General features: G+C 61.3%; 13 protein-coding genes. 6 read left to right on the forward strand and 7 right to left on the reverse strand.

Annotation, left to right across the window (positions count from 1 at the left end):
* Positions 1-1,719 (forward strand): excinuclease ABC subunit UvrA (gene uvrA, locus Q0R02_RS01645; protein ID WP_293880234.1); only part of this gene is annotated, 1,719 nt, incomplete at its 5' end.
* A gap of 199 nt (positions 1,720-1,918) precedes the next feature.
* Here uvrA and Q0R02_RS01650 read toward each other — a convergent pair.
* The 3 genes from Q0R02_RS01650 to Q0R02_RS01660 are packed head-to-tail and all read right to left on the reverse strand — an operon-like array spanning position 1,919 to position 4,822.
* The gene (locus Q0R02_RS01650; protein ID WP_293880236.1) at positions 1,919-3,463 is read right to left on the reverse strand and encodes an anti-phage dCTP deaminase; all 1,545 of its coding nucleotides are present in this window, start codon (positions 3,461-3,463) and stop codon (positions 1,919-1,921) included.
* Positions 3,463-4,128 carry an MT-A70 family methyltransferase gene (locus Q0R02_RS01655; protein WP_293880238.1) on the reverse strand — a complete coding sequence of 222 codons (666 nt, stop codon included), beginning with the start codon at positions 4,126-4,128 and terminating at the stop codon, positions 3,463-3,465. The genes Q0R02_RS01650 and Q0R02_RS01655 overlap by 1 nt, the downstream gene beginning before the upstream one ends.
* Positions 4,121-4,822, reverse strand: coding sequence for a BglII/BstYI family type II restriction endonuclease (locus Q0R02_RS01660; protein WP_293880240.1), 702 nt, complete (start codon positions 4,820-4,822; stop codon positions 4,121-4,123). The genes Q0R02_RS01655 and Q0R02_RS01660 overlap by 8 nt, the downstream gene beginning before the upstream one ends.
* Before the next feature lie 25 nt (positions 4,823-4,847).
* Here Q0R02_RS01660 and Q0R02_RS01665 point away from each other — a divergent pair, with 25 nt between their 5' ends.
* Positions 4,848-5,489 (forward strand): SOS response-associated peptidase, encoded by a 642-nt coding sequence (locus Q0R02_RS01665; RefSeq protein WP_293880242.1) that lies wholly within the window; start codon positions 4,848-4,850, stop codon positions 5,487-5,489.
* Positions 5,490-5,598: 109 nt separating this feature from the next.
* Here the strand turns inward: Q0R02_RS01665 and Q0R02_RS01670 are convergent, their stop codons facing one another.
* Together Q0R02_RS01670 and Q0R02_RS01675 are read right to left on the reverse strand one after the other, a co-directional pair.
* Positions 5,599-6,033: a CoA-binding protein gene (locus Q0R02_RS01670; protein ID WP_293880243.1), complete on the reverse strand. Its 435-nt coding sequence runs from the start codon at positions 6,031-6,033 to the stop codon at positions 5,599-5,601.
* Between the two features lies 1 nt (position 6,034).
* Positions 6,035-7,003 carry an Mrp/NBP35 family ATP-binding protein gene (locus tag Q0R02_RS01675; RefSeq protein WP_293880244.1) on the reverse strand — a complete coding sequence of 323 codons (969 nt, stop codon included), beginning with the start codon at positions 7,001-7,003 and terminating at the stop codon, positions 6,035-6,037.
* Positions 7,004-7,083: 80 nt separating this feature from the next.
* Here Q0R02_RS01675 and hflK point away from each other — a divergent pair, with 80 nt between their 5' ends.
* From hflK to Q0R02_RS01695, 4 genes are all read left to right on the forward strand, one after another.
* Positions 7,084-8,169, forward strand: a complete 1,086-nt coding sequence (gene hflK, locus Q0R02_RS01680) for an FtsH protease activity modulator HflK (protein ID WP_293880331.1) — start codon at positions 7,084-7,086, stop codon at positions 8,167-8,169.
* Entirely contained in the window at positions 8,166-9,029 is an 864-nt protein-coding gene (gene hflC, locus Q0R02_RS01685) for a protease modulator HflC (RefSeq protein WP_293880246.1), read from the forward strand. Before hflK ends, hflC begins: the two co-directional genes overlap by 4 nt.
* A gap of 86 nt (positions 9,030-9,115) precedes the next feature.
* Complete coding sequence (locus Q0R02_RS01690) at positions 9,116-10,651, forward strand: Do family serine endopeptidase (RefSeq protein WP_293880248.1); 1,536 nt, start codon at positions 9,116-9,118, stop codon at positions 10,649-10,651.
* 86 nt (positions 10,652-10,737) lie between these two features.
* Positions 10,738-12,348: a helicase HerA-like domain-containing protein gene (locus Q0R02_RS01695; protein ID WP_293880249.1), complete on the forward strand. Its 1,611-nt coding sequence runs from the start codon at positions 10,738-10,740 to the stop codon at positions 12,346-12,348.
* 15 nt (positions 12,349-12,363) lie between these two features.
* Here Q0R02_RS01695 and Q0R02_RS01700 read toward each other — a convergent pair whose 3' ends face one another.
* Together Q0R02_RS01700 and queF are read right to left on the reverse strand one after the other, a co-directional pair.
* Entirely contained in the window at positions 12,364-12,762 is a 399-nt protein-coding gene (locus Q0R02_RS01700) for a thioesterase family protein (RefSeq protein ID WP_293880250.1), read from the reverse strand.
* A gap of 32 nt (positions 12,763-12,794) precedes the next feature.
* Positions 12,795-13,241 carry a preQ(1) synthase gene (queF, locus tag Q0R02_RS01705; protein ID WP_293880251.1) on the reverse strand — a complete coding sequence of 149 codons (447 nt, stop codon included), beginning with the start codon at positions 13,239-13,241 and terminating at the stop codon, positions 12,795-12,797.
* Positions 13,242-13,258 lie beyond the last annotated feature (17 nt).

Genomic DNA, 13,258 nt, shown 5'->3' on the forward strand with positions numbered 1-13,258 from the left:
GGCGTCATCGGCAACCTCAACCGCCGCCTGATGCAGACCGAATCCGCGTGGATGCGCGAGGAACTGAACAAATACCAATCCTCCGCCCCGTGCGAAGTCTGTCACGGCGCGCGCCTCAAGCCCGAGGCGCTGGCGGTGAAGATCGGCCTGCGCGACATCTCGTCCGTCACCCGCCTGTCGGTGGTCGATGCGCTGGCGTGGTTCGAACAGGTTCCCGGCCAGCTCGGCGATCAGCAGAATGCCATCGCCGAACGCATCCTGAAGGAAATCCTCGAACGTATCGGCTTCCTCAACAATGTCGGGCTGGATTACCTCAACCTCGACCGCACCAGCGGCACGCTGTCGGGCGGCGAGAGCCAGCGCATCCGCCTGGCCTCGCAGATCGGCTCCGGCCTGTCCGGCGTGCTCTACGTGCTGGACGAACCAAGCATCGGCCTGCACCAGCGCGACAACGACATGTTGTTGAAGACGCTGCGCCGCCTGCGCGATCTCGGCAACACCGTGCTCGTCGTCGAGCATGACGAGGATGCGATCCGCACCGCCGATTACGTCATCGACATGGGGCCCGGGGCCGGCGTCCATGGCGGCGAGATCGTCGCCAAGGGTACGTTGAAACAGGTGCTGAAGACCAAGGGCAGCATCACCGCCGATTACCTCAACGGCACCCGCAAGGTCGCCGTCCCGGAAACGCGCCGCAAGGGCAACGGCAAGAAGATCACCGTCCACAACGCCACCGCCAACAACCTGCGCGGCGTCACGGCCAGCCTGCCGCTCGGCACGTTCACCTGCATCACCGGCGTGTCCGGCTCGGGCAAGTCCAGCTTCACGATCGACACGCTGTACGCCGCCGCCGCGCGCGAGCTGAACGGCGCGCGCATCGTGCAGGGCAAGCACGACAAGATCACCGGTCTGCAATATCTCGACAAGGTGATCGACATCGATCAATCGCCGATCGGCCGCACCCCGCGCAGCAACCCCGCCACCTCTACCGGCGCGTTCACCCAGATCCGCGACTGGTTCGCCGGCCTGCCGGAATCGCAGGCGCGCGGCTACAAGCCCGGCCGCTTCAGCTTCAACGTCAAGGGCGGCCGCTGCGAGGCGTGCCAGGGCGACGGCCTGCTCAAGATCGAGATGCACTTCCTCCCCGACGTCTACGTCACCTGCGACGTGTGCCACGGCGCGCGCTACAATCGCGAGACGCTCGAGGTGAAGTTCAAGGGCAAGAGCATCGCCGACATCCTCGACATGACGGTCGAGGATGCGGTCGAATTCTTCAAGGCGGTCCCCGGCATCCGCGACAAGATGGCGATGCTGCTCGAAGTCGGCCTCGGCTATGTAAAGGTCGGGCAACAGGCGACGACGCTGAGCGGCGGCGAAGCCCAGCGCGTCAAGCTCGCCAAGGAACTCAGCAGGCGCGCCACCGGCAGCACGCTGTACATCCTCGACGAACCGACCACCGGGTTGCATTTCGAGGACGTCCGCAAACTATTGGAAGTCCTCCACGCGCTGGTCGAACAGGGCAACACCGTCGTCGTCATCGAACATAATCTGGAAGTCATAAAGACCGCCGACTGGGTCATCGACCTGGGGCCGGAGGGCGGCACCAAGGGCGGCGAGATCGTCGCCGTCGGCACGCCCGAAAAGGTGGCGAAGGAGCCGCGGAGTTATACCGGGCATTATCTGGCGCCGCTGTTGGGGATGGAGAGTTTGGCGGCGTAGCCGCTCCTCTCCATTCCAACTAAGGCAAACAACCTAAATTAGAAATTAGTGGGTTCACGAAATTCGTATCCACTCAGCTGCGCGCCATCCCAGTCGGTTTCGTTTCTCAAACTGTGCCGAGTGTCCTCGGATAGTGATCGAAAACTTTCAGCTGCCTCGTGAGCCTGACGCAGAATCTCGTCCATCGTAAGATGCTCGTTCATTCCACCATCCCCTTTTTTGCCGTCTTAATGAGGGTGTGAATCTCGTCAAGCCGAGCGTTGTAAAATTTTTCGAGAAGAAAATTGCTTACGCCTTGAACGCCACCGACCGGCATCGCCCGCGTTCGGTTGAATTTCGCCACTGCTCCAAACTTTCCTTTTCGTGGACGCATCGAAAACACTCGCTGATAGAGCGTCGGCGAAACGCCTTGGAATGGTCTGAACTGCACTGCTGAGGGCAAAGTTCCGATTTGGTCGTCTGTCGAAATTTCTCGGCAATAGAGCGTTTTCGTGAGACTCTTCGGATAGGGTTCGATGAACACGACCGACCTAATGCCAGCGGCGATGATATGCCTAGCGCAAACATGACAGGGGAATGTCGTGCAATAGAGTGTGGAATTGGCTACTGCCCTTCCAACCCGCGCAGCCTCGGAGATTGCGTGCATCTCGGCATGCACGACGCGCCCGAACTCGATGAGGTTTCGAACTCGAGCATCAATCGTTAACTCCCGCCACTGGCCATGAAGCAGTTGTTCAACAAGCTCGCTTAGCTCTTTCCCGCTTGCCTCGTCGGACAAAATTCCAGCCTTTCTGAACGACTCTACAAGTTCATGAAAGATGTTAGAAATTTCTGCGGTATTGGGATCAAACTCGACAACGTGATCCCGGTTATCGGGACCGTTTCGCCCTTCGTGCCAAACGCCGCCCGCCGGGTAGGGGACATCGTTAAATCCTGTTGAAATCACCGTGCCGTCGTCGCCAATTATAGCCGCGCCGACCTGACGGGACAGATCTGCAGACCGCAACGAAACTGCTTTTGCGGTGAACATCGCATATTCGTCGACTGTCGGTGTGGTGAAGGGTTCCCCGAAAACAAGATCGACAAATCGCTTTATCTGGGTGTCTATTTGATCGTCATCCGCGACAAAAAAGTCAGCTTTGGGAAATGTGTTTTGAACGTCCTGAGACAAGTCTGTTGTATCTCGTCGCTCGTCTTCTTTGATCGCAGCTTTTGCATTCTCGATATGCTCTTCACGGGTGTTCGTATGTTTCGACTCCGCAATCCTGTTTGCAAACTTTGCTATCCGATCACTCTCGCTTGCATACACAGACACAGTGTAGAAATTTCGTCCGTAAATTTTATCTAAGGTTTGAATTTCCTTGGGATTTTTGAGTGAGTCAATGACGAAAACATTCGCGCCGCCCAAACCCGTCTGGTCCGGATCACGTTTGGGCCGCAACGCGATAATTGCCGAAACGATCAAAGTTACGACACCGTCGCCGCCTTTATGCAGCTGACGAATTTGATCTCCTCCGTCCATTAAAGCTCGGACGCGCTCGTCTTCAGGCGTTCCTTCTGTCTTCAAGCCGATGAAACTCTGGATTAACCGGCTGACTTTGACCTCGTTGTACTGGTAATCATACGAGCAGAAATGGGCCTTGAGCTGGGTTTTTACTATCTCAAGATCGGTGCCTGCAGCACCCACAAGCGCGATGTAGACGTCAGGACGGTCTTTAGCATCTATTGTTCCCCCCGCTAACATTACTCCGCTGCCTCTGCCCAACCGGCCTCACCGCCCACACGCGAATTATGCGCGTAAGTATCCCACCCGATCTCGTAGTCCTCGGCCTGGTCACCCCACACCGTCCACCCCTTTCGCGAGCCACGCCCGAAGATTTCGAGCCGTGTCGTGGGGCTGCATGCCTCGATCAGGTCGTACATTTCGTCGGGCTTCCGGCTGTGTTCGCGCTTGCGGGTGCCGAGCAGGTTGACCTGCCGCCGTCCCGCCGGGCCAGTGCGCGCGTTTTTGCCGCGAATGCCGAACAGGCAAAGTTCGGTGACGTTGCGGAAGTAGAAGCCGACGCCGCGACCGTCGGACCCGCCGTCCTTGCGGATTTTATGCCAGACGATGTTCGATTTATAATCGAAGCCCCATGCCTTCATGACGGCCAACCCCTCCGGCAGCAGCGCGTTCGGCACCCACAGATACAGATGCGCGGGATCGGCGGCGCAATCGGCGACGGGCAGCGCCATGATGTCGAGCAGCTCCATGGTGTCGTAACGCGACAGCCGGCGATGTTCGGGGGCCATCTTGCCGGTGCGGTTCTGGAACCGCCACGGCGGATCGGCGAGGATCGTCGAGAAACGCTTACCCTTGGTCGCCAGGGCGAAATCTTCGGCGGCGGTGGTCGGTTCGTAATCAGCCATTGTCGTCGTCCCCTGAACCACCAACTACGATTGGTGCATCATCCTCGACATAGCAATGGCGCGTGATGCCGAACGCCAGGATCGGACAGCCACCCCCGCCACCACCTTCGAGACGAGGTAACAGCTTGTCCATGTGCGTCGTTGACGCCCCGTATTTCGTCCCGATGCCCAGCCCCTTGAACAACGTCTGCAGATGGGTGGCGCGTGTCACGATGATGCCCACGTCGATCACCCGCAGGTCGAACAACAGCCGGAAATTATTCAAATCCCGGTCAAAGAACGGATCCTTGTTGTTCCATTCGATTTCGAGGCCAACTCGACCCTTGAAACAATCTACCTTGTGCGTCGGTGAGTCGCGCTCTTCATCATCGACCTTGATCCGAGTGGCAAACTTCTTCTCAACCCAGCCTCGGTCGGTAAGAAACCCGTCGAACCTTCCGGCAATGCTCGACTTGGCCCCGCCCCCGCCGAGCACCTCACTACGCCGAAACTCGAATGCCCGAAGTGCGGCGATGACCTCGTGCCATTCGGCGAGATGCGCTGTTTCAAGAATGCCCGTCGCATTTCGCCACTCATGCACCTCGAATCGCGCGGCGATATCGGACGGGATAAGGTGCGTGGTTACCATGCCGCCGACATGGAACGGATCGTGAATCGTGGCAAGTGCAGAACGAAATCGCCATCTGGATTCCACCCCCACAAATCCCTAACTCCACCCCATGTGCAACGAGGTCGCCCGCCGGATATCGCTCGATCTGCTGCGAAATGACTTCGATCAGCGCAAGATCCGCCTGTTTTACCCCGAAAACGCACCGAATATGGAGCCATTATCCTCGATAAGGATCACCGATTCCACGGTGATCGTGCGGGCGACCGTGCGCGCGGGGCGCGGTTTGGGTGATGACGATAGTATGGCGGCAGAGCTTGTCACCCGGCGCTGGAGCTGGCCCGGCGCGCATGGCAAGCCTGTCTATAACTTCCGCTCCGATGGCCGCGACTTGGCGTCGGGGCGGTGCCTGATCCCCGTCGATGCATTTTACGAATTCACGACGGCGGCGGACCCCGAGGCGAGGTCGCCCAAAAATAAACTAAAGGACAAATGGGCCTTCACCCACGCGCGCGACGACTGGTTCGCCATCGCGGGGCTATGGCGCAAGACTGCCGGCGTTAATGGCGAAGTCGGAGAGGCGTTTACGATGCTGACGACTGAGCCCGGCCCCGACGTCGCGCCCTATCACGCGCGCCAGATGGTCGTGATTGAACGCGATGACTGGGCGCGCTGGCTCGACCCCGCTTGCCCCAGCGAAACACTGACCCGCCCCCTCCCGGCCGGCACGCTGTCGGTCACGCAGGTCCGCTGAATTCGCTGTCCTACAGGGCGACGCCTGCCCTATCTGCCTTGCCCGGCGGATTTCCGATGGGAGGCAGGCGAGACCGATAATTTCCTACCCGCGCATCTTACTTGCCGATTTACTGCGCTTTCTGCGACTCTATCCCCAGCCGCGCCAGTTCGATCTTTGGGCAATGGTCCATGACGACCTTCAACCCAGCCGCTTCGGCGCGTGCTGCCGCCGCCTCGTTGATGACGCCCAACTGCATCCAGACCGCCTTTGCCCCCACCGCAATGGCCGCATCGACGACTTCCCCGGCGGCGTCCGAATTGCGAAAAATGTCGACCATGTCGATCGGCCCCGCGATGTCGGCCAGCGTGGCGACCACGGTCCGGCCGTGGATCGTCTTGCCCGCCAGCGCCGGGTTGACCGGGGTCACGTCATAGCCGTGGTCGATCAGCGCCTTCATCACGCCATGGCTCGCGCGGTCGGGGCGGTCGGAGGCACCGACCAACGCGATGGTGTGCGTTTCCTGCAGCAGCGCACGGAGTTCGTCGGGGGCGGTCAATGGCATTTCAGTGGTCCTTTACCCAGGCCGCGACCTTGGCCGCTATGGTAATGAATGCCGCACCCTGCGGTGTGTTCCCGGCGGCCGGGGGATCGCCCGCATCCGATGCCGTGCGGATCGCGATGTCCAGCGGGATGCGGCCCAGGAAGGCGATGTCCATTGTCCCCGCCGCCGCCTGCGCTCCGCCCTGGCCGAACGGATCGCTGACCTCTCCGCAGTGCGGGCATTCGTAACCCGACATGTTTTCGACCAGGCCGATGATCGGCACGCCCGACTGGTTGAACAGGTCGATGGCACGCACCGCATCCATCAGCGCAAGGTCCTGAGGGGTCGAGACAATGACCGCGCCGACCGGCTTGTGCTTGGTCATCATCGACAGCTGGACATCGCCGGTGCCGGGCGGCAGGTCGATGATGAGCAATTCGCAGTCGCCCCAGTCGGCGTCGATCAGCTGGCCTAGCGCATTGCCCGCCATCGGTCCGCGCCACGCGATCGCCTGGCCCGGCTTTACCAGATGCCCCATCGACAGCATCGGCACGCCGAACCGCGTCGGCACCGGCTCAAGCTTTTGGTTGAGTGAGGTCGGGCGCATGCCCTCGGTCGCCATCAGGCGCGGCTGCGACGGGCCATAGATGTCGGCGTCGATCAGCCCGACCTTTGCGCCCCCCCGGGCCAGCGCGATGGCGAGGTTGGCGGCGAGCGTCGATTTGCCCACGCCGCCCTTGCCGCTGGCGACCGCGATCAGCTTGCGGCCCTTGCGCTCGGCGGTCAGGGCGATGCGGACGCTGGTGACGCCCGGCACGGCCAGCAGCGCGCGCTTCACATCGGCCTGCAGCAGGTCGCGATGAACCTCGTCCAGCCCGGTCACGTCGAGGATCAGGCTGGCGCGGCCATCGGCAAAACGGGGCGGCGCGGCGCGCCCCGCGGCTCCGGGAACGGTGGCAAGGGCGGTCGATAAGCTGGCGGGATCGGTCATGCCCACCCCTTACACAAGCTGCGCGCGATTTGGCCCCTGTAATTCCTTCGGCGGCCCCCTATAAAGATTAGATGACAACGATGCGTGGATGGCCGGCGGCAGTCGCCGTATGGGTGAATGAGGGTGGCCCCTGGGGCGGACGCGGTTCTGGCGACGGGGGCGGCGCGGGCGGCAGTTCCGGCGGTGGCGGCCCACGCAATCCGTGGAACCAGCCCCCCGATGGCAAGCCTCGCGGTCCCCGCGGCCCGACCGCGCTCGACGAATTGCTGAAACGCGGACGTGCCGGGTTCGGCGGTGGCAGTGGCAAGCTGCCGGTATGGACCGGCGGACCGCTCTGGAAATATGCCGCAGTCGGTCTGCTGGTGATATGGATCGCGTTCAGTTGCGTTCACCGGATCGACCCGCAGGAACGCGGCGTCGTCACCATGTTCGGCAAATATTCGCGGACGCTTGAGCCCGGCGTCAGCCTGACCTTTCCCGCCCCGATCGAGCGCGTCCAGACCATCGATGTCCAGAACATCCGCCTGATCGACATTCCCGATGGCGCTGGCGAAAAACTGGTGCTGACCCGCGACGAAAATATCATCGACCTCGACTATTCGATCCGCTGGTCGATCAAGGACCCCGAGCTTTACCTGTTCCAGCTCGCCGACCCCGATGCGACGATCAAGGCGGTGGCTGAGAGCGCCATGCGCGCCGCCATCGCCAATATCTCGCTGAACGATGCGATCGGTTCGGGTCGCACGGGCATTGAGGCCGAAGTGACGCAGCGCATGCAGGCGTTGCTCGATGGTTATCGATCGGGCGTGAAGATTCAGGGTGTCGCGGTCAAGAACGCTGGCCCGCCTGAGGCAGTGAACGACGCCTTCAAGGAAGTATCCGCCGCCCAGCAGGCCGCACAGACTTCGGTCAACCAGGCCAATGCCCAGGCGCAGCAGGTTATCGCGCGCGCCCAGGGTGAAGCCGCCGCGTTCGACCGCGTCTATACCCAGTACAAACTGGCACCTGAAGTCACACGCCGCCGCATGTATTATGAAACCATGGAGGACGTGCTGTCGAGGGTGGACAAGACGATTGTCGAACCAGCGGGCGTCACCCCCTATCTGCCGCTGACGGGAGCCAAGAAAGTTCCAGCACCCGTTGCGCAGGCCGGAGCAGCACAATGAACAGCGTCCCATTCCTCCGCAATCCGATCGCGCTGGCGATCGTCGCGCTGCTGATCTTGTTCCTGGCGTCGAACACCTTGGCGATTGTCCCTGAGACACGGCAGGGCGTCGTCCTGCGTTTCGGTGAGCCCGTGCGGATCATCAATGGCTATCGGCGGGGCGAACAGTTCGGGCAGACCGGTGCGGGTCTGATTGCCCATATCCCTTTTGCGGAACAGATCATCTGGATCGACAAGCGGGTGCGCGATGTCGAGATGGAGCGTCAGCAGGTGCTGTCGACCGACCAGCTGCGCCTGAACATCGACGCGTTTGCGCGCTATCGGATCGTCGACCCGTTGCGGATGTTCAAGACCGCGGGGAAGGAAGCCAATGTTTCCGAAGCATTGCAGCCGATCCTTGGTTCAGCGCTTCGTAACGAGCTCGGCAAGCGGCAGTTTGCGCTGCTGCTGAGCCCCGAACGCGGTGCGGTCATGAACAATATCCGGATCGGGCTGAATCGGATCGCGGGGCAATACGGTGCCGAGATCATCGACGTCCGCATCAAAAAGGCCGACCTGCCCGAGGGGACGCCGCTCGATTCGGCCTATGAGCGGATGCGGACCGCGCGTTCGCAGGAAGCGCTGACGATCCGAGCCAAGGGCTTGCGCGACGCCCAGATTATCCGCGCCGATGCCGATGCGCAGGCTGCCGGTGTCTATGCGACGGCGTTCAACAAGGATTCGCAATTCTACGACTTTTACCGGGCCATGCAGTCCTATCGTCACACCTTCGGCGCCGATGGCAGCAGTCCCGCCGGACAGTCGTCGGTCATCCTGAGTCCAAGCAACGACTATCTCCGCCAGTTCCGGGGTGATAAATAACGTCGTATCCCTCCCGCCCATTCAAATCCTGTTAAGCCGCGCGACAGCATTCAGCCCGCGCGACCAAGTCGGAAGGACCACCAGAAGTGCGTTACGCCTATGCCATCACCACCGGCCTGCTGATTGCAGGAACCGCCGCGACCATGACCCTGCAGTCGCCATCTGGCGCGCAGGTTGCGCAGAATGAACCCGGCACGATCCGCGCGGCACCGGCAGCCCCGGGTGCGCCAATGAGCTTTGCCGATTTGGCAGCGCGTTTGCAGCCTGCGGTCGTCAACATCTCCACGACGTCGAAGGTTGAGGTCCAGAACAACAATCCCTTCGCGGGCACGCCATTCGGCGACCTGTTCGGACAGGGCCAGGGCGGCGGCGGCGCGCCGGTCACGCGCGAGGCCACATCGCTCGGTTCGGGGTTCATCATTTCCGAAGACGGTTATATCGTCACCAACAACCATGTGATTTCGGGCGGCAAGCCCGGCAATGGCGCGGTTGGGCAGATCACCGTGACCATGCCCGATCGCAAGGAATACTCAGCCAAAGTCATCGGTCGAGACAGTTCCTCTGATCTCGCGGTTTTGAAGATCGAGGGACGCGGCCTGCCGTTCGTCAAGTTCGGTGATTCGTCCAAATCGCGTGTCGGTGACTGGGTTGTTGCCATCGGCAATCCCTATGGCTTGGGCGGCAGCGTGACCGCGGGCATCGTCTCCGCGCTTCATCGCAACATCGGTTCGGGACCGTTCGACCGTTATATTCAGACTGACGCCGCCATCAACCAGGGCAATTCGGGAGGACCGATGTTCGACCTGAACGGCAACGTCATCGGTATCAATTCGGCAATTTACTCACCGACGGGCGGGAATGTTGGCATCGGTTTTGCCATCCCCGCCGAACTTGCCCGGCCCATCGTCGAAACACTGAAGGGCGGGGCCAAGGTCAAGCGCGGCTATCTCGGTATCCAGCTGAACCCGATGGACCCCGGCATCTTTGATTCGCTGGGATTGCCGAAAAACCGGGGCGAATTGGTCGCCAAGGTCGAGCCGGGCCAGCCAGCAGCACGCGCAGGGATTCAGCAGGGTGACGTCATCGTCAAGGTCAATGGCCGCGATGTGACTCCCGACGAAACCCTGTCGTTTATCGTGTCGAACCTGCCCATCGGGTCACGCGTGCCGATCGAACTGATCCGCGGCGGCAATCGGCTGGCAGTGACGGCGGTGCTGGCCGAACGTCCGACCGACGAACAACTGGCCACGATCGTTGGGGGTGATGGCGATGAGGCTGGCTTGCCGCCGACGGACGAAAAGTCGACACAAGCGGCAACTCAGGAATCGCTCGGTCTCGCTGTCCAGGCGCTGACCCCGGTTATCGCCCGTCAGTTGAACCTGCCTGTGGGCACCAAGGGCGTCGTGATTGGCGCGGTCGATCCGTCGAGCGATGCCGGAGCGAAGGGTTTCCAGCGCGGCGACGTGATACTCTCGGTCAATCAACGTCCGGTCACGACACCCGTCGAGGTTGCCGCTGTCGTCAAGGCTGCCAAGGCCGCAGGTCGTGCCAACGTGTTGCTTTCGGTGCAGCGCGGGACGGGCCCCGCCCGATATATCGCGGTCAAGTTCAACACAAAATAATCGTTTTCACGCGCACTGCCCCCTCTCTTTCAGGGAGGGGGCAGTTGCGCTAGACATTCGCTCCAGAGATTTTCGAAGGGGTGACTATGGCCGACGATGGCATTTTTATCGGCACAGGGGGTGGCCTGCGTCAGGTCCTGAACCTGAAGCGCGCGAACCGCCACGGCTTGATCGCGGGTGCAACCGGCACCGGCAAGACGGTGACATTGCAGGGCATCGTCGAGGGTTTTTCTAACGATGGCGTGCCCTGCTTCGTCGCGGACGTGAAAGGTGATCTGTCAGGCCTCGCCATGGCTGGATCTCCAACATCGAAGACCCATGAGATATTCGCCGCGCGAGCCGCCGAGATCGGCGATACCGATTGGGCGTACAAAGATACGCCGACGCAATTCTGGGATCTGTTCGGCGAACAGGGTCACCCGATTCGCGCGACGATCTCTGAAATGGGCCCCGTGCTGCTGGCCCGCCTGATGGATCTGAACGAGGTGCAGGAGGGCGTCCTGACCATCGCCTTCCACGTGGCGGACAAGGAGGGGCTGTTGCTCCTCGACCTCGACGATCTGCAGTCGATGCTGGTCCATTGTGCCGAACGCGCCGACGAGTTGACGACGACCTATGGCAATGTCTCAAAACAGAGTGTGGGGACAATTCAGCGTTCGCTGCTCCAGCTCCGCAGCCAGGGGGCCGAGCATTTCTTCGGCGAACCCGCACTCGACATGATGGACTTCATCGCGCTGGACGAGAACGGACGCGGGGTCGTCAACATTCTGGCCGCCGACAAGTTGATGGCGAGCCCGAAGCTGTATTCGACGTTCCTGCTGTGGCTGCTGAGCGAGTTGTTCGAGACGCTTCCTGAAATCGGCGATCCCGACAAGCCGAAGCTGTGCTTCTTTTTCGATGAGGCGCACCTGTTGTTCGACAGCGCGCCAAAGGCCCTGCTCGACAAGATCGAGCAGGTCGTGCGGCTGATCCGGTCGAAGGGCGTTGGCGTCTATTTCATCACGCAGAACCCGATCGATATTCCCGAAACGGTCGCAGGCCAACTCGGCAACCGCGTCCAGCACGCGCTGCGCGCCTTTACGCCCCGTGATCAGGCGGCGGTCCGGTCGGCGGCGGAAACATTCCGGGCCAACCCCGGCGTCGATGTCGCGACGGTGATTACCGAATTAAAGGTCGGAGAGGCGCTAGTGTCGCTGTTGCAGGCCGATGGTGCGCCAACACCGGTTGAACGCACGTTGATCAAGCCGCCCGCCTCGCGCGTCGGGCCGATCTCGGCCCAAGAACGCAGCGTGATGATCTCGACCGACGCGATCGGCAGCAAGTACGACACGCTGATCGACCGTGATTCAGCCGAGGAAATCCTGTTGGCCAAATCGACGGCCGCATCCGCCGCCGCCGCTGAAACCAGGGCGCAAGGCGATGCTGCCAAAGCCGCCGCCGCGCAGGCGAAGATCGACGCCACGACCGCGAAACTCAACGCCCAGACGCAAGCGATCGCCAATCGTGAAGCCGCGCGCGTCCAAGCCGCGGCCGACCGCCAGGCGGCCATCGCCGCACGGGAGGCCGCCAAGCCGACGATGCTGGACGGTATAATGAAATCAGCCGCACGATCGGTGGCGAGTTCGGTGGGGCGACAGATCGGCGGCAGGGTCGGCGGGCAATTGCTACGCGGAATCTTGGGCGGGCTGTTCCGCTAGGCAGCAACAATAGTTTCAGCCCGCAAAAAAATGCGCGACGATGTCCTTGGCAAGGCGCGCTGGCCGCAGCGTCTTGGCATCGACGCAGCACCAGCTCGACTTGACTTCGGCCAACACGACCTCGCCACGCTTGATGAGTGTTTTATAAAAGGCGCGCGCACCTTCGACCTTTTCGAGGATAACCGTCGCGATCACGTCATCGTTCAGAAAAGCCGGTTTGCGATAGGTAATTTCGTGCTTGAGGGCGACCCACAAATGCTCGGCGACGGCCTGCGGGGGAGCAAGCTTTTGCCAGTGCGCCACGACCGCGTCCTGAACCCAACTGAGGTAGCGCGCGTTGTTGACGTGCCCCATGAAATCGATGTCGGCCGGAATGATGCCGATGATATGATGATAGATACGCGCAGTGGACATGACGACTGCTTACACCAATGTTACTTAAATCTCTATCCGCGACCGCGATAGCCCGGAACATCCTGAGAAGGCAGCCAAAGTCCAACCGGTGGTTCGCCCGACTGCCAGAACACATCGATCGGGATCCCGCCGCGGGGATACCAATAGCCCCCGATTCGTAGCCAGTGTGGGACCATCTCGGCGAACAGGCGCTCACCGATGCCGACGGTGCAGTCCTCGTGGAAAGCGGCGTGATTACGAAAACTGCCGAGGAACAGCTTCAACGATTTTGATTCGACGATCGTTTCGTATGGGGCGTAGTCGATCACCAGATGGGCGAAATCGGGCTGGGCGGTTACCGGACAGAGCGATGTGAACTCGGGCGCTGTGAAGCGCACGAGATACGGACGCCCCGGACGCGGATTAGGAACATAGTCGAGCGCGGCTTCGCCAGGAGACCCCGGGAGTGCGCTGTTCTGGCCGAGATGCTGTAGTGTCATGTTAAGCCATTTAAGAC

Origin of the sequence: Sphingomonas sp. (genome assembly GCF_025353885.1) — a bacterium.
GTDB lineage: Bacteria > Pseudomonadota > Alphaproteobacteria > Sphingomonadales > Sphingomonadaceae > Sphingomonas_O.